General features: G+C 69.6%; 15 protein-coding genes. 5 read left to right on the top strand and 10 right to left on the bottom strand.

The genetic code is table 11. The annotated features are described in order from the left end of the window. Window positions 1–47: 47 nt before the first annotated feature. The gene (locus ACFYY7_RS09645; protein ID WP_388659779.1) at window positions 48–3,017 is read right to left on the bottom strand and encodes a UPF0182 family protein; all 2,970 of its coding nucleotides are present in this window, start codon (window positions 3,015–3,017) and stop codon (window positions 48–50) included. 137 nt (window positions 3,018–3,154) lie between these two features. Here ACFYY7_RS09645 and ACFYY7_RS09650 point away from each other — a divergent pair, with 137 nt between their 5' ends. Continuing rightward, window positions 3,155–3,715, top strand: a complete 561-nt coding sequence (locus ACFYY7_RS09650) for a PPA1309 family protein (RefSeq protein ID WP_388659138.1) — start codon at window positions 3,155–3,157, stop codon at window positions 3,713–3,715. Between the two features lie 40 nt (window positions 3,716–3,755). On the opposite strand, the gene ACFYY7_RS09655 is transcribed toward ACFYY7_RS09650, so the two are convergent. The 4 genes from ACFYY7_RS09655 to ACFYY7_RS09670 all read right to left on the bottom strand — a co-directional run bounded on the left by ACFYY7_RS09655 (window position 3,756) and on the right by ACFYY7_RS09670 (window position 7,012). Continuing rightward, window positions 3,756–4,844, bottom strand: coding sequence for a PDZ domain-containing protein (locus ACFYY7_RS09655; protein ID WP_388659141.1), 1,089 nt, complete (start codon window positions 4,842–4,844; stop codon window positions 3,756–3,758). Between the two features lie 143 nt (window positions 4,845–4,987). Beyond that, window positions 4,988–5,158, bottom strand: coding sequence for a hypothetical protein (locus ACFYY7_RS09660; protein ID WP_266729825.1), 171 nt, complete (start codon window positions 5,156–5,158; stop codon window positions 4,988–4,990). A gap of 128 nt (window positions 5,159–5,286) precedes the next feature. Next, entirely contained in the window at window positions 5,287–5,748 is a 462-nt protein-coding gene (locus ACFYY7_RS09665; protein WP_388659145.1) for a molybdenum cofactor biosynthesis protein MoaE, read from the bottom strand. Between the two features lie 121 nt (window positions 5,749–5,869). Further along, on the bottom strand, window positions 5,870–7,012 hold the full coding sequence (locus ACFYY7_RS09670) for an SDR family oxidoreductase (protein WP_266729827.1): 1,143 nt from the start codon (window positions 7,010–7,012) through the stop codon (window positions 5,870–5,872). Window positions 7,013–7,204: 192 nt separating this feature from the next. On the opposite strand from ACFYY7_RS09670, the gene ACFYY7_RS09675 reads away from it, so the two are divergent. Then, entirely contained in the window at window positions 7,205–8,671 is a 1,467-nt protein-coding gene (locus ACFYY7_RS09675) for a zinc-dependent metalloprotease (protein WP_388659146.1), read from the top strand. Then, a complete protein-coding gene (locus ACFYY7_RS09680; RefSeq protein WP_388659149.1) occupies window positions 8,668–9,213 on the top strand; it encodes an NUDIX hydrolase in 546 nt (181 codons plus the stop codon). Before ACFYY7_RS09675 ends, ACFYY7_RS09680 begins: the two co-directional genes overlap by 4 nt. Window positions 9,214–9,294: 81 nt before the next feature. On the opposite strand, the gene ACFYY7_RS09685 is transcribed toward ACFYY7_RS09680, so the two are convergent. The 4 genes from ACFYY7_RS09685 to ACFYY7_RS09700 all read right to left on the bottom strand — a co-directional run bounded on the left by ACFYY7_RS09685 (window position 9,295) and on the right by ACFYY7_RS09700 (window position 13,130). Continuing rightward, window positions 9,295–10,050 (bottom strand): AIM24 family protein, encoded by a 756-nt coding sequence (locus ACFYY7_RS09685; protein WP_266729830.1) that lies wholly within the window; start codon window positions 10,048–10,050, stop codon window positions 9,295–9,297. Window positions 10,051–10,069: 19 nt separating this feature from the next. Further along, window positions 10,070–10,750 (bottom strand): AIM24 family protein, encoded by a 681-nt coding sequence (locus ACFYY7_RS09690; RefSeq protein ID WP_388659152.1) that lies wholly within the window; start codon window positions 10,748–10,750, stop codon window positions 10,070–10,072. An 11-nt stretch (window positions 10,751–10,761) separates the two neighbouring features. Then, the gene (locus tag ACFYY7_RS09695) at window positions 10,762–12,399 is read right to left on the bottom strand and encodes a TerD family protein (protein ID WP_388659155.1); all 1,638 of its coding nucleotides are present in this window, start codon (window positions 12,397–12,399) and stop codon (window positions 10,762–10,764) included. A 107-nt stretch (window positions 12,400–12,506) separates the two neighbouring features. Continuing rightward, window positions 12,507–13,130, bottom strand: a complete 624-nt coding sequence (locus ACFYY7_RS09700) for a M48 family metallopeptidase (RefSeq protein ID WP_388659158.1) — start codon at window positions 13,128–13,130, stop codon at window positions 12,507–12,509. A 240-nt stretch (window positions 13,131–13,370) separates the two neighbouring features. Here ACFYY7_RS09700 and ACFYY7_RS09705 point away from each other — a divergent pair, with 240 nt between their 5' ends. Further along, window positions 13,371–14,516: a ThiF family adenylyltransferase gene (locus ACFYY7_RS09705; protein WP_388659160.1), complete on the top strand. Its 1,146-nt coding sequence runs from the start codon at window positions 13,371–13,373 to the stop codon at window positions 14,514–14,516. A gap of 41 nt (window positions 14,517–14,557) precedes the next feature. Next, a complete protein-coding gene (locus ACFYY7_RS09710) occupies window positions 14,558–16,027 on the top strand; it encodes an ABC1 kinase family protein (protein ID WP_388659161.1) in 1,470 nt (489 codons plus the stop codon). A gap of 75 nt (window positions 16,028–16,102) precedes the next feature. Here ACFYY7_RS09710 and ACFYY7_RS09715 read toward each other — a convergent pair whose 3' ends face one another. After that, the gene (locus ACFYY7_RS09715) at window positions 16,103–16,324 is read right to left on the bottom strand and encodes a hypothetical protein (protein ID WP_388659164.1); all 222 of its coding nucleotides are present in this window, start codon (window positions 16,322–16,324) and stop codon (window positions 16,103–16,105) included. Window positions 16,325–16,447: the final 123 nt, after the last annotated feature.

Raw genomic sequence — 16,447 nt, forward strand, 5'->3', positions numbered from 1 at the left:
GTGGTGAAACCGTACCACGATGCGGGGGCGAGCCTTTACCGGGTTACTCAGCCGCCACTGTCAGCGCCGGATGGTTTGCCTTCCTTGTCGGCACCATCCGCCTTGTCCGCAGTGCTCGCGTTGCTCGCGCCGTTCCCGCCGCTCGCGTTGTTCGCACTGCCCGACTTGGGCTGGGCGGCCGCTGCACGCTGGAGCGCGTCCTGCAGATCCGCCTGGGCCTTGCCGTAGGCGGCCCAGTCCTGCTCCTTGAGGGCCGCCTCGCCCTCCGAGTAGGCCTTCTGCGCATCCGCGATCGCCTTCTTCAGCGCCGCGTCACCGGTGGCCGGCGGCTCCGTGGTGCCCGGGGGTCTGGTGGTGTCCGGCGGGGTGGTGCCGGAGTCCGTCACCCCGAAGACCGCGTTGAGCGCCTCCCCGAGGCTGTTCTCGAAGACGGTCTTCGACCCGTACGAGGCGGCGACCTTGCGCAGCAGCGGATAGTTCTGCGTGCCACCGCGCGTGTACACCGGCTCGATGTAGAGGAAGCCCCCCTCCAGCGGCACGGTCAGCAGGTTGCCGTACTCGATGTCGGAGTCGGTTCCCTTCAGGTTCCTCACGAACTCGGCGACGTCGTCGTTGCCGTTGAGCTCGCTCTGTACCTGGCCCGGGCCCTTCACCGTGGTGGTGACTCTCAGCAGCCTTATCGTGCCGTAGTCCTTGCTGGCCGCATCGGCGTCCACCGCCATGAACGCCCCGAGGTCGGGCCGCCCCTTCGGCGTGAAGGTCGTCGTCAGCGAGAACTTCTGAGCCGTCTGGTCCGGCATCTTTATGCTCAGGTAGTACGGCGGGACGGCACCGGACTCCTTGTTGGTCGGGTCGTCCGGGACCTGCCACGCGTCACTGCCGCTGTAGAACTGCGCGGGGCTCGTGACGTGGTAGCGGGTGAGCAGTTCGCGCTGCACCTTGAACAGGTCCTGCGGGTAGCGCAGGTGGTCCATGAGCTCCTGCGGGATGTCCGCCCTGGGCTCCACCGTCCCGGGGAACGCCTTGCGCCAGGTCTTGAGGACCGGGTCCTCGGTGTCCCACTCGTAGAGCTTGACCTTGCCGTCGTAGGCGTCGACGGTGGCCTTCACCGAGTTGCGGATGTAGTTGACCTGGTTCTGCTGGGCGACGACCGCACGCTGGTTGGTGGTCAGCGAGTCGGCCGTGGTGTCACCGAGCGTCGTACGGGAGGCGTACGGGTAGCCGTTGGTGGTGGTGTACGCGTCGACGACCCACTGGATGCGGCCGTTCACCACGGCCGGGTAGGCGTCGCCGTCGATGGTCAGCCACGGGGCGACCGCCTCGACGCGCTCCTTGGGCGTGCGGTTGTAGAGAATCCGCGAGCCCTCGCCGATGGCCCCCGAGTAGAGGATCTGCGGCTCACTGAACGAGACGGCGTACGCGGCGCGGTTGAACGCGTTGGAGAGACTGACCCCGCTGTCGCCCTTGTAGCTGGTGGTCTTCTCGCCGTCCTCCTCGTAGTCGAGCTCCTTCTGGGGCCCGCCGACGATGGAGTACTGCTCGGTCTTCTCGCCGTAGTAGATCTGCTGCTCGTACTTGCCGAGATCACCCGACGTCGGCAGGCCGGACTCAGTGAAGTCCGGGGAACCCTTCGGGTTCTTGCCCGTCGTCGTGCCCCGGGCCGCGATGGCACCGTAGCCGTGGGTGTAGGTGAAGTGGTCGTTGATCCAGTTGCGCTTGGGGATGCCGTCGAGGTTGAGCTCGCGCAGACCGATGACCGTGTCCTGGTCCTTGCCGGCGGCGTCCTTGTAGCGGTCGACGTCCAGCGTCTTGGGGAACTGGTAGTAGTTCCTCTTCTGCTGGAGCTGCTGGAAGGCCGGGGAGACGACGTTGGGGTCCATCACCCGGTAGCTGGCTGCCTCGTTCGCGCTGGCGCGCAGCTTGGCGTCGTCGTCCGTCGTGCTCTTGCCGGAGTAGTCGTCGACCTGCGCGTCGTCGATGTCGTAGGCGTCACGCGTCGCTTCGATGTTCTTCCGGATGAACGGGGCTTCCTTGGCCTGCTCGTTCGGCTGGACCTGGAACTTCTGCACGATCGCCGGGTACAGCCCGCCGATCAGGATCGCCGAGAGCACCATCAGGCCGAAGCCGATCACCGGGAGCTGCCAGGTGCGGCGCCAGAGCGTCGCGAAGAACAGCACGGCGCAGATCGCGGCGATGCAGAACAGGATGGTCTTCGCCGGCAGATAGGCGTTGGCGTCGACGTACCGCAGCCCCGTCCAGTTGTCCGTGGCCTTGAAGTCGCTGGACTTCACGGCCAGGCCGTACCGGTCGAGCCAGTACGCCACGGCCTTCAGCGAGACGAAGACGCCGAGCAGCACCGACAGATGGCCGGTGGCCGCACCGGTCGCCCGCGCTCCGGGGCTGGTGATGCGCAGCCCGCCGTACAGGTAGTGGGTCATCGCGGCGGCGATCAGCGAGAGCACCGTGGCCGCGAAGCCGAAGCCCAGCAGGAAGCGGTACCAGGGCAGATCGAAGGCGTAGAAGGACACGTCCAGATGGAACTGGGGGTCCTTCTGGCCGAACGCCACGCCGTTCACATACATCAGCCAGGTACGCCACTGGCCGGAGGCGGATGCTCCGGCGATCAGACCGACGAGCGCGGTGATCGCGAGCAGCACCCACTTCTTGTGCGGGGCGAGGCTCATCCGGTAGCGGTCCAGGCTCTGCTGTTCCAGGGACATCGCGCTCAGCGGCGGCCGGAGCCGGTGCGCGAGCCAGATGTTCAGGCCGACGGCGAAAGCCATCAGCAGTCCGAAGACGAGGAACAGCCCGATCTTGGTCCACAGAGTGGTGGTGAAGACGGACGAATAATCGACCGACCGGTACCACAGCCAGTCAGTCCAGAACCCGGCGAACATGACGAACGCCATGGCGAGAACCGCCAGGACGCCCAGTGTCATGAGCAGGGTACGGGCACGCCGGGACGGGCGGCCGACTCTGATCCGTGGCCCGGTCGGGCCTCCGCCGCGGTCCGGCATCTGGAAAGCCAACGTGCGCACCTCGAAGTTCGCGGGTCGTGTGAAGCGGGCCCAGCGATCGTAGAGCCCACCTATGCAACTTACTGAGGCTTTACCTAGTTCCCGTTCCCGGGGCGGAAGGAGGCAGGATATTGACCATGCCCAACGTTTCCCCCTCAGGCCCTCCGATGGCCGCCAGCCCGCTCACCGTCGCCGTGCTCGAGATCGACGAGTACATCTCCGGCCTCGGCTGGGACCAGCCGGCCCGGCTCTTCGCCCTGGTCGACACCGCCAAGCTGCGGGTCCAGGAGCCTGGTCTCGCCGCCCAGCTCGGGCTGGACAGCGCCGAATCCCCGACTTCCTCCTTCACCCCCATCGAGCAGGACGAGCTGCCGCCGGGCACCGCCCTGGACGAGTTCCTCGCCACGATCGCCTGGCCCGACGCGGTGATCGGATGCGCGATGACGGTGGAGCGGCTGATGCTCCCGCCGTCCGCCGAGTCCTCCGTGCCCGAGGGGCTGAGCGACGCGCAGCTGACCAAGTGGGTCGCCAAGCACCCGGAGCGCCAGGAGGTCCGGATGACCGTGGCGGTCCTGCGGGACGGTACGCGTGAGTCGGCCGTACGGCTGCGTGCGAAGGACACCCCGAGCGAGGTGCGGACCGGCGCCGGTCTGGTGCCCGGCCTGGCCGACGCCCTGGCCGCGACCTTCGAGGCCTGACCGAGCGGCCCTGATCGCGTCTCCCCCGCGGGGGGCGCGGTCAGCCTGCCGAGCAGCTCGGCAGCCCGGCCGTGTCCCCCGCCTTGATCTTCTCGAGCGACTTCTTCGCGTCGTCGATCGTCTTCACCCTCACCAGCGTGAGTCCGCTCGGGGCGTCGGAGGCGGCGGCCCTGCAGTTCTCGTCCGGCGTCAGGAAGTACCTGGCGCCGGCGTCGCGCGCGCCGACCAGCTTCATGTTGATGCCGCCGATCGGGCCGACCTTGCCCTTGTCGTCGATCGTGCCGGTGCCCGCGATGAACTTGCCGCCCGTGAGCTTGCCGGGCGTCAGCTTGTCGATGATGCCCAGCGAGAACATGAGACCGGCGCTCGGGCCGCCGACATCGGCGAGCTTGATGTCGATCCGGAACGGGAACGTGTGGTCCGTCCCGGCCTGGATGCCGACGATCGCGCGGTCCTCCTTGGGCGCCTTCGCGGTGGTGATGACGATCTTCCGGCTGCCCTCGGGCTCCTTGCCCGCCTTCTCGGCCGCCAGTGCCGTCCGGGCCGGGATGATCGTGAAGGTGACCTTCTCGCCGGGGTCGTGGCGGGTGACGAGCTTCGCGACGTCCTCGGGCTGCTCGACGGGCGCGCCGTCGACCTGCTTGATCACGTCGCCCGCGTGCAGCTTGCCCTGGGCGGGGCTGCCCTTGACGACCGTGGAGACCACGACGCGCGACGCCACCGGGATCTTCAGCTCGGTCAGCGCGGCGACCTTGGCGCTCTCCTGGGACTGGCTGAACTCCTCGGCGTTCTCCTGCGTCGACTCCTGCTCGGTCTTGCCGTCGGGGTAGAGCGTGTCGTGCGGTACGACCACGCTGTCGTGGGCCAGCCAGCCGTAGACGGACTCGACGAGATTCATGTTGTAGTCGGCACCGGTGACTCTGACCGTCGTCATATTGAGGTTGCCGGACGTCGGGTACGTCTTGTGCCCGGAAATCTGCAGGACGGGTTCGCCGCCGACCTCGCCGAGGGTGTTCACCGTCGGCCCGGGAGACATCTCCGAATACGGCACTTTGATCAGCACGCCTGCGCAGAGCAGCGCGATGAGGATCAGGGTTGAGGCGAGCATCGTCGCGGTGCGGCGTGGCATGGAACGACAGTACGGGAAGGGTCTGTCAGTGCACTGCCGGGGCCGGTCCGTACGGGGCGGGGAGCCGGGCGCGGGCTGCGCCGGAGGGCGTCGGCAGTCGGAGCCGCGATGCGGATTGGCAACTGCGTACGCGCGAGAAGATGTCAGGCGACATCGGAACCGGAGTGCGGCTTTTCCATCGCCTCACGGAACCTGGCATAGCCGGCGAGTTCGGAGACATCGCCGGTCGTTCGATTACGGGCGGCCCAGCTTCCCCATATCGCAGCGCCGAGCGCAGCGAAAAGCGGAATCAGCAACCAGGCAAGTGCTGCCATTACGACCTCCCTACCCCATGAGCGACCGCAACTGACCGATCAGCAGATTAACCGTCTGGACAATCAACGCTCACGGCAGGGGTGGAGTTACGCAAATCGGTCCGGACGGCCTCCTGGCCGACTTGCGCTCAGCAGGCTCCGACCCATTCCTCGGTGCCGTCCGAGAAGCGCTGGTGCTTCCAGATCGGGACCTCGTGCTTGAGGTCGTCGATGAGCTGCCGGCAGGCCGCGAACGCCTCGGCGCGATGCGGGCAGGAGACGGCGACGACCACCGCGATGTCCCCCACTTGGAGGTCACCCACCCGGTGGACCGCGGCCAGCGCCCGGACCGGGAAGTTCGCGACGACCTTCTCGGCCACCCGGCGCATCTCGTCCTGCGCCGAGGGGTGGCAGGAGTACCCGAGCGCGCCGACGTCCTGACCGCCGTCGTGGTTGCGCACCGTGCCGACGAAGAGCGCCGTGCCGCCCGCGGCGTCGTCCCCGACGGCCCGGAAGACCTCGTCGACCGAGAGCGGGGTGTCGCGGATCTCCAGCAGCCGGACGGGGTCGTCCGCCGTCCGCTCGCCGGGGTGGTCGTAGGTGGGTGCCATGGGGCCCATGGTGCCGTACGGCGCCGACAAGCCGGAATAGCGCTTTCCACCGGCGGGCCGCCCCCGGCCTTGGAGCCTTCTACAGAAGGCACCGCTCGGACGGGCTCCCGCCGGGCGGCCCTCAGATGCGGCGGCGGGCCTTGCGGGCGCGGCGGACCAGGGCGGCGGTGCCGAGCAGTGCCACTGTCGCACCGGCGGCACCCGCTGCGGTGGCGTCCTTGCGGCCGAGCCGGCGTCCGGCGACGGTGTGCCTGCCCTCGACCTCTTCGAGGAGGGCGGCGAGCACCTCCTCGTTGGTCCAGCCGGGGCGCCATCCCACGTCGTGCAGCCGGCTCACACTGACCACCCAGGGGTGCATCGTGTACGCCAGATCGCCCGCCGGCGACGGGGTGAGGCCGATCCGGTGCAGCCGGGCGGCGGCCCCCAGGGCCACGGCGGAGGGCAGCTCCATCCGGCGGACGCCGCTGAGCTCCTCGACCTCCTCCTGCTCCAGCCAGCCGTCGCAGCCGACCGCGAACTCGCCGTCGATCTTCTCCAGCGCGGCGTACTCCAGGGCCGTGACCAGGTCGTCGACATGGCAGAACTGCCAGGTCGGACGCGATCCCGCGACGACCAGGAGGCGCGGCGACTCGAAGTAGCGGGTCAGCGCGGTGTCCGTACCGCCGACCAGGACGGTGGGCCGGACCACGGTCACGTTGAGTCCGGGGTGGGCACGCGGCGCGCGGCGGCCGAGCCGTTCGATCTCCAGGAGGTCGCCGACGCCGGTGGCCTCGGCCGTGGCGCGCAGCTCGGCGTCCTCGGCGAGCGGGACGTCGTTGTCGGGCAGCGCCCCGTAGACCATGGCCGACGTGCACAGCACGACCCGGTGCACGCCGACAGCGGCGGCGGCCGTCAGCACGGTCTGGGTGCCGCGCACGTTGTAGGCGGTGCGGGCGGCGGGGTCGGTCTCCAGGTCGAGATCGAGTGCGAGATGCACCACGACATCTGCGCCGCGCAGCTTCTCCGCGATGGCGGGGTCGCGTACGTCGAGGATGTGCCAGGTCGCCTCGGAGACCTCTCCGCGGCGTTCATCGATGGCGATGACCTGCTTGATCTCCTCGGAGGCCGCGAGGCGTGCGGTGAGCAGCTCGCCCACGCCGCTCGCCGCTCCGGTGACCGCGACGACGGGGCCACGGTTCCTTGAGCGGCTCTTTTCTGGTTTGTTCTCGGTCGAGGGAGCGGGCAGGTTTCGCGCTGCGCGAACCTGAGGATCTGGGGAACTCACCGGGCGTCTCCAGCGGTTGTCTTCAGTACGTACCCGAATGACGCGTGCGTACCAGGTGGCGTCCATCCTGCCGCAGGCCGGGAGCCGGCGGAGCACTGAGGCCCTGCGCGGGGTTTTGGTGTCTACGCTGGATGGTGATGTCGGGCAGTCGCCGTCGGTTCGAGCCGGCGGCCCTACGAGCCGAGGAAACCCGTGAGTGACACCCCATTCGGATTCGGCCTTCCGCCGGAGGAGCCGGAGAACGGCGACGAGGGCAAGAAGAAGGACCCCACCGGAGGTGGGCAGGGCTCGGGCGGGCCGGCGAACCCGTTCGGCTTCGGCCCCGGCGCGGGCGGGGACAACCCGTTCGCGGCGATGTTCGGCTCGATGAACCCCAATGACCTGGGCGCCGCCTTCCAGCAGCTCGGCCAGATGCTGAGCTACGAGGGCGGTCCCGTGAACTGGGACATGGCCAAGCAGATCGCCCGCCAGACGGTCTCGCAGGGCACGCCGGACGGCACGAAGGACGCCAGCGTCGGCCCGACCGAGCGGTCCGCGGTCGACGAGGCGCTGCGCCTGGCCGACCACTGGCTGGACGGTGTGACGTCGTTGCCCTCCGGTTCGGTCTCGACCGTGGCGTGGAGCCGTGCGGAGTGGGTGGAGGCATCCCTTCCGGCCTGGCAGAAGCTGGTCGACCCGGTGGCGGAGCGCGTCGGTCTCGCGATGGGCGACGTGCTGCCCGAGGAGATGCAGGCGATGGCCGGCCCGCTGATCGGCATGATGCGGTCGATGGGCGGCGCCATGTTCGGCCAGCAGATCGGGCAGGCCGTGGGCGTGCTGGCGGGCGAGGTGGTCGGTTCGACCGACATCGGCCTGCCGCTGGGCCCTGCGGGCAAGGCCGCCCTGCTGCCGCTGAACGTGGAGCGGTTCGGCAAGGACCTCAGCGTGCCGCAGGACGAGGTGCGGCTGTATCTCGCCCTGCGCGAGGCCGCGCACCAGCGCCTCTTCGCCCACGTCCCGTGGCTGCGCTCGCATCTGTTCGGCGCCGTCGAGGGGTATGCGCGCGGCATCAAGGTCGACACCAGCAAGCTGGAGGACGTGGTCGGCCAGTTCGACCCGTCGCAGCCCGAGCAGCTCCAGGACGCCCTTCAGCAGGGCATGTTCCAGCCGGAGGACACACCGGAGCAGAAGGCCGCCCTGGCCCGGCTGGAGACGGCTCTCGCGCTGGTGGAGGGCTGGGTGGACGCAGTGGTCCACGAGGCCGCGAAATCCCGTCTGACCTCGGCGGACGCGCTGCGCGAGACGATGCGCAGGCGCCGCGCCTCCGGCGGCCCCGCCGAGCAGACGTTCGCCACGCTCATCGGTCTGCAGCTGCGCCCGCGGCGGCTGCGTGACGCCTCGCGCCTGTGGGCCTCGCTCACCGACGCGCGAGGTCTGGACGGGCGCGACGCCCTGTGGGAGCACCCCGACATGCTGCCCACGGCCCAGGACCTGGACGATCCGGACGGCTTCGTGCACCACGAGCAGCTGGACTTCTCCGAGCTGGACAAGATGCTCGGCGAGGCCGCGAAGGGCCCGCAGAGCCCCACCGCGGACGGCAAGGACGCGCCCGGCACCGGTGGGACCGAGAGCCGTGAGGACGACGGCAAGGGCGATGACAAGGGCGACACCGACCAGTGAGCCTGCACGACGACGCCGTTCTCGTACTGAAGGGGTACGAGAACCCGGACCCGGTCCAGGGTGAGCTGCGACAGGGCTATCTCGACCACCTGGCACAGCACCCCGACGGCATGTGGAAGGCCTGCGAGGCGGGCCATCTGACGGCCAGCGCGCTGGTCGTCGACCCGGAGCGCGGCCGGGTGCTGCTCACCCTCCACCGCAAGCTGCGGATGTGGCTCCAGATGGGCGGTCACTGCGAGCCGCAGGACGTGTCGCTCGCCGCGGCTGCGCTGCGGGAGGCGACCGAGGAGTCCGGCATCACCGGCCTGACCCTGCTCGCGGGCGGCCCGGTCACGCTGGACCGCCACCCGATCCCCGCGCCCTGCCACTGGCACCTGGACGTGCAGTACGCGGCGCTGGCGCCCTCGGGCGCGACGGAGCAGATCAGCGAGGAGTCGCTGGACCTGCGCTGGTTCCCCTACGACGAGGTCGCGTCGGTGGCCGACGCATCGGTCGTAAGGCTGATGGAGCGGACCCGCGCCGAGCTGGAGCGGCGCCGGTAGGCACCGCCTGCCGCACGGGTGAGGGGCGGTCTCCGCGGAGACCGCCCCTCACCCGTGTCGCGCGTGCCGGTGCGCGGTGGCTCAGTTCCAGGAGTTGTTCTGGTTCTGACCGTGGGCGCCCTGCTGGCCCATGCCGTACTGGGCCCGGATGCCCTGGCCGATCTCGTGGTTCTGCGGGGGCAGCACCTCGCTCGGCTGCACCAGGGCGAAGCCCTGGCCGAGGAAGCTGAGCTCCCAGCCCTCGCCGGTGTTGCCGCGCCGCCGCCAGACGCCCGAGGAGTGCGTCTGGGCCTGCATCTGCACCCGCAGCGAGCTGGACCAGGCGACGATCGCGTCGGCGTCGGCGTTCACGTACTTGTCCGGCGTGACCTGCATCATCAGCGGCTGGCCCGAGGTCATCAGAGCGACCTTGCCGGTGCCGGAGATGTTGAGCTGGTACTTCCCGGTGCCCGAGATGCCGTACTGGCTGTCCACCGCGATGACCTCGGTGTGCAGCGAGGAGTCCAGTGCCAGGACATAGGCGCTGTCCACCGTGATGCCGTCGTGGTCGACGTCCACGACGTGGATGTACTGCGCGAGGTTGGCGAGGTAGACGGTGCCCTGCCCGGAGCAGCGCATCAGGTCGAGGCCCTCACCGGTGTTCGCGCGGGCGCGGCGCTGTCCGTGCGACTGGTACTCGCCGTCGAACTCCATCAGACCCTGGTACGCGACCATGGCGCCCTTGCGGGCGAGGACGTCGTCGTGGCCGGTCAGCGAGACCCGCAGGAGCTGCGGGTTCTGGATGGTGTACCGGTCCTGGGACTGCTGTTCCGTGTAGCTGAAAAGCGGACTCTGCATGGTGTGTTCTCCTCCCCCGTCAGTTCCGGATTCGCAGGCGGTCGGTACTGTCCTCGCTCGGCTGTACGACGACGATGCCCTGGCCGGCGAACGCCATCTGATACGCCTCGCCGCTGCCCCGCCCGATGAGCGAGGAGGCCTTGAAGCTGCGCTTGCCCTTCACCTTGAGGTTCGGGGACCACGCCACGAGGGCGTCCGGGTCGACGTAGGTCTCGTCCTCGCCGCGTCCGCAGTCGACGACGATCGGTGTGCCGCGCGAGGTGATGGCGACCCACCCGGTGCCCGAGATGCAGACGTTCCACAGGCCCTGGCCGGCGAACTTGGCGAGGCCCTTGACCCGCTCCACGCCCCAGGTGAGATGACCGTCGAAGGCGAGGACATTGGTGCCGTTGACCGAGAGGGAGTCGTTGTTGAGGTTGATGACGACCACATCGGCGCCGTAGTCGGCGAGGTAGAGCAGCCCGTCGCCGGAGCACTTCATGATCGGTGCGCCCTCGCCGGTGACCCACTGGGAGGCGATCTGGCGGACGGCGGGCGGGTTGGGTTCGTACTGGATGAAGCCCTCGTACGCGACCATCGAGCCGGTACGTGCGTAGAGGTCCTGGCCGGTGGCCATGGCGACCTTGAGCATCGTGCGGCCGTGGTTCTCCATACGGGCCGTGACGGGGGTCGGGGCGAAGCCCGCGAGCTGCTGGTTCATGACGGGCTCCCTCAGACCTCGTAGGGCTGGACGACGATGAAGTTGCCGGGAGCGCCCCGGAACTGGAGGTTCACGGTCTCCCCGCTGTGTCCCGGGTACGCGTTGCGGCGCAGCCGGACCTGGCTGGAGATGATCACCTGGGACGCTGCCGACCAGGCCACGACGGCGTTGCAGTCGGCGAAGGTGGTCGGTGTCACGGGCAGGACGACGGGGACGCCGTGGGTCTTGACGATGACCGTGCCGGTGCCCTGGAACTGCATGGTGAACAGCGCGCCGCCGGGGATGCCGTGGCCCTCGATCCTGCGGACCTCGTACTGCAGCGACTCGTCGAAGGCGAGGACGTTCTCCGCCGAGACGCAGATACCGTCGCCCTGGAGCTCGATGGCGTGCAGATGGGAGCCGTCCTCGGCGAGGAAGACCTGGCCGCGGCCGGTACAGCGCATCAGCTGCATTTCCTGGCCGGTGGCGTTGCCCACCATGCGGCCGGCGAAACCCGCGCCCTTGTAGCTGAAGTCGACCTTGCCCTGGTACATCACCATGCTGCCCTGGCGGGCGAGCACGGGCGTACCGCCCATGGTGAGGTCGACCCGCATGAGCTGCTGGTTCTGCGGGGTCCAGCGCTGACCGGTGGGCGTCTCCTTGTACGGCTGGAGCGCCGCCTGGAGACCGGCACCGGCCTGCGGAACGCCTTGCGGCACGCCCTGGGGCATACCGGGCGGCTGCATTCCGGGCGGCTGCTGCCCGTACGGGGCCGGGGCCTGCTGGCCGAACGGGGCAGGGGGCTGCTGGCCGTACGGGGCGGCGGGGGGCACCTGGCCGGGGATCTGGCCGAACTGCGGCTGCTGGGGCGGCTGCCCGTACGGAGCGGGGGCGGGAGCGGGCGGCGGCACCGTGCCGCCCTGCGGTGCCAGCGGCGCCGCCATGGTCGGCGCGGTGTGCATCTGCTGCTGCGGCGCGGGGGCCGGCGCCGGGGCCGGCGGGGTGCCGAAGGACGGGGCCGGCTGCGTTGCCTGGGGCGCGGACGGGGCGCCGAAGGACGGGGCGGGGGCCGGTGCGGCAGCCTGGGCGGGCGGGGCGAACGACGGTGCCGCCGCCTGCGGCTGAGGCGCGGCGGGCTCCTCCTCGGCGACCTCGCCGCCGAAGTTCTTCAGCAGCGCTTCGAGGCCGCCGTCGAAGCCCTGGCCGACTGCGGCGAACCGCCAGACGTCCTTCAGATAGAAGTCGCCCAGCATCACCGCACGCTCGGTGGTGAACTCCGAACCGTTGAAGGCGTACCTGACGACTTCCTCGCCACCCGCGACGATCCGGATGTATCCGGGGCCGATCTGGGACATCTGTCCGGCCCCGTCGACCGTCGCGGTGAACGACAGCTTGTGGATGTTCGCCGGAATGCGGTCCAGGGTGACGCGGAACGACTCGGTGTCGCCGGCCTGGGCACCGAGGAGCTGAATGGACTCCTCGGGTGATTTAGGCTGATTGAAGAAGATGAAATACCGGTCGTCGGAGAGCTGCTCATTGGCATCGAGGCCGAAGCAGCTGATGTCAAAGGTCAGTCCCTGACCGGCGATCTGCACACCTACGTACAGATCCGTCCCCGGCGTGAGATCGCTGATCTTGGCCTTGTGGCCGCGTTGGAATTCCCTGGCCATGCGTAACGACCGTCCCCCATCCCGAATGTGAATGCGTCGCGCCAGGCTAACCGCAAAGTCCGGCATCGGGCTAAGTCGGTACACACCCGGTACAGAATCGGTGGACGTCACTCACCGCGCGCGGCGGGCAGATGGGGCAGCCGGTCCGCCGCCACCACGCCCTCCAAGTATCCGCGCGCCCGCTCGGTACGGGGATACGCCTCCAGCAGCCGCCAGAAGCGCGGACCGTGACCGGGCACCAGCAGATGGGCCAGCTCGTGGACCAGTACGTAGTCGACGACGTACTCGGGCATGCCCTGCAAGCGGTGCGACAGACGGATGCTGCCCTCCGCCGGGGTGCAGGACCCCCAGCGGGTGTTCTGATTGGTCACCCACCGCACCGAAACGGGCCTGGCCCGGCCCTCGAAGTACTGGGCGGACAACCGCTGGGCCCGCTCGGCGAGTTCGCTGTCACCGAAGACGCGTCTGCTCTCCTGCGCCGCGAGCTTGTCGAGCATCACGCCCACCCAGCGCCGCTCCTCGGCCTCCGACATCCGGGCCGGGATGAGCACGATCGTGCGGTCGCCCTCCCGGTACGCGGAGACCGTTCTGCTGCGGCGATTGCTCCTGCGGACCTCGACCGCGCTCGTTGCCGAGGCGCGGGGCGGACGGTCCGCCGCGCTGCGCTGCTGGGTTCCGGCGCTGCGCGTGGGGGTCTCCCCGGCGATTCCGGGTGACGGGTCGGCGGGCACGCCACGACGTTACCCGGTGACGGTGCGGGAAGTCCCGCCTCCGGGACGGTTCACACCTGATCCACTCCACTCACACTTGATCCACTCCACGGCGTGCACCATTTGAACGACTAATACCCCATGCCTGTGGATAACTTTCCGCACGCTTCGACGCCTGCCTGCATTCTGTGAACGGATCTCGCGAAGATCCCGTGCAGCGGTCCGCGCACAGGGATCAAGGAACACAGACCGGGGGTAGCCGTGCATCCGATGTTGAAGCCCGCACTGCGCCGCGCATGGCGCGGCCGGGGCACCGTGCAATTCGGCGTGACTCACGCCCATGCCGTGAAGTTCGGCCCGCTGGATATCGCCACGGGCAGTTTTCTGGAACTGCTCGACGGAACACGTGGCCTGCCACTGCTGCGCGAGGAGGCCCGCACGCTGGATCTGTCGGATCACCAAGTGGACACCTTGGTACGTCGATTGGCGAACGCGGGTCTGATCGACGATGTGCGCGCCGCCGGCCCGGAGGCCGATGCGTTACGGAACCGGCCCGGCGCCCTGGACCGGCACCGCCCCGATCTGGCGTCGCTCTCCGTCGTCCATCCCGAACCGGGCGGTGGGATGCGGCGGCTGGCGGCCCGTCGGGCGATGCGGGTCCAGGTACGGGGTGCCGGGCGGGTCGGTGCCGCGATCGCGGCGGTGCTGTCCGGGTCGGGGGTCGGCCGGGTGGAGGTCCTGGACGGCGGGCACACCGAGCCGTGCGACGTGTCGCCCGGCGGGCTTCCGCCGGCGTCCGTCGGGGAGCGCAGGGACACCGCCGCCCGGCAGTTGGTGCGCAGATCCGCCGCGGGTCCGGCTCCCCGCACGGCGGAGACGGCGGGGTCCCCGGCCGGTGGCGAGCCGGGACTGTCGCTGATCGTGGTGGCCCCTCGCGACGGCTTCTCGGCATACGTCCCCGACCCTCGTACGGCCGAGCCATGGATCGCTTCGGGGACTCCTCATCTCTACGCCGGAGTGCTGGAGGCGACGGGGGTCGTCGGGCCCCTGGTCCTGCCCGGGGGTACGGCCTGCGCCGGGTGCCTGGCGCTGGACCGCGCGGACCGGGATACGGACTGGACCAGGATGCTGTCCCAGTGGCAGTCCGGGCGGCGCACCGCCGTTCAGGCCTGTGACCTGGGGCTGGCGACGGCGGTCGCGGGGCTCGCGGCCGCCCACGCACTGTCCTTCCTGGACGGGGAACTGCCCGCGAGCACGGGGACCCGCTGGGAGGCCGCGCTGCCGCTGTTGGACTGGCGGGCCGAGCGGTTGGGCGCACACCTCGGCTGTTCCTGTGGAGCGGCTGGGCACACTGACCGGGAGGGCTCCTCCGGGACCGAAGCGATGCAGGACACAATGGCCGGGTAACCGCCGCACGCGGTACGGCAGTCTGGGATTTGGAGGGGCTCATGTCTGATCTACCCCGGAAAGCGGTCACCCGTACCGCCAAGTTGGCCGCCCTGCCTCTGGGCTTCGCCGGCCGTGCGACGTGGGGTCTGGGCAAGCGGATCGGGGGGAGATCGGCGGAGCTGGTCGCCCGGGAGGTGCAGCAACGCACCGCGGACCAGTTGTTCAAGGTTCTGGGCGAGTTGAAGGGCGGGGCGATGAAACTGGGACAGGCCCTGTCCGTCTTCGAGTCGGCGCTGCCCGAGGAGGTCGCCGGACCGTACCGGGCGGCGCTCACCAAGCTGCAGGAAGCCGCGCCGCCCATGCCCAGCGATACGGTCCACGCGGTGCTGGAGGAGCGGCTCGGAGAGGACTGGCGGGAGTTGTTCCTCGAATTCGAGGACAAGCCGTCGGCCGCCGCCTCGATCGGCCAGGTGCACCGGGCGGTGTGGCACGACGGACGGAACGTCGCGGTGAAGGTGCAGTATCCGGGCGCCGGTCAGGCGCTGCTCTCGGATCTGACCCAGCTCAGCCGGTTCGCCCGCCTGCTCGGCCCGTTGGTTCCCGGAATGGACATCAAACCGCTCATCACGGAGCTGCGTGACCGGGTCTCGGAGGAGCTGGACTACGAGCAGGAGGCGCGGTCGCAGCAGGACCACGCCGAGGAGTTCGCGAACGACCCGGATGTCGTGATTCCCAGTGTGGTGCACCAGTCGGACCAGGTGCTGGTGACGGAGTGGATGGACGGTGTTCCGCTGTCCGACGTGATCGCGGAGGGTACTCCGGAGCAGCGGGACCGGGCGGGGCAGTTGCTGGCCCGCTTCCTCTTCTCGGGGCCCGCGCGCACCGGTCTGCTGCACGCGGACCCTCATCCGGGAAACTTCCGGTTGCTGCCGCCGGACGAGGGGACCGGCGAGGACGGGCAGTGGCGGCTCGGAGTGCTGGACTTCGGGACGGTGGACCGGCTGCCGGGCGGTCTGCCTCAGACCATCGGGGAATCCCTGCAGCTGACGCTGGCGGGCGAGGCGGAGTCGGTTTACGAGCTGTTGCGCGAGGAGGGGTTCGTCAAGGACACGATCGACCTCGACCCGGACGCGGTGCTCGACTATCTCCTCCCGATCATCGAGCCGGCTCAGGTGGAGGAGTTCACGTTCAGCCGGAGCTGGATGCGCAATCAGGCGGCGCGGATCGCGGATCCCCGCTCCCCCGCTCATCAGCTCGGCAAGCAGCTGAATCTGCCGCCCGCCTATCTGCTGATACACCGGGTGACGTTGAGCACGATCGGGGTGCTGTGCCAACTGGGTGCCACGGTGCGGCTGCGCGACGAGCTCGAATCCTGGCTGCCGGGTTTCCTCCTGGAGTACGAGGAGGAGACCGTATTGCAAGAACCCGAGGTCCAAGAACCCGAGGCGCAGGAGACCCAGGTGCAGGAGACCCAGGTGCAGGAGACCGAGGTGCAGGAGTTGGCGGGCGACGCGCCCTTGGGGGCGTAGGCCGGGGCGTCGCGGCCGGCTGCGTTGCCGCTGGTGGGGGCCTTGTCGGCGGTGAATGCGTGGCCGCCGGGCGGGTCACCACCAGGCCGAGTCCAGCCGGCTCTCGATCGCCCGGATGTTGGTGCGGGCGCACTCGTCGCAGAAGTACTGGCGCCTGCCGTTCTCCACGGAGCAAATCCAGGTCGGCGGTGCGGTGTCACCGTCGGCGGAGGTACCGCACAGGGCGCAGGTGACGACCGCGGCATCGCTCTCGTTCTGCGCGGGTCGCTGAATCCGGTGATGGGTCTCCTCGTCCACCTCGTGACGATAACTCCGTCGCCGCCGTGCCGCGCGGCACCACACAGCACCGCTGCACAGCACCACCGCACGGCACGACCATCGCAGCACGACCGCGGGGCCGGTCCGTTGCGGACCGGCCCC

Origin of the sequence: Streptomyces sp. NPDC001933 (assembly GCF_042890955.1) — a bacterium.
Classification (GTDB): Bacteria; Actinomycetota; Actinomycetes; order Streptomycetales; family Streptomycetaceae; genus Streptomyces.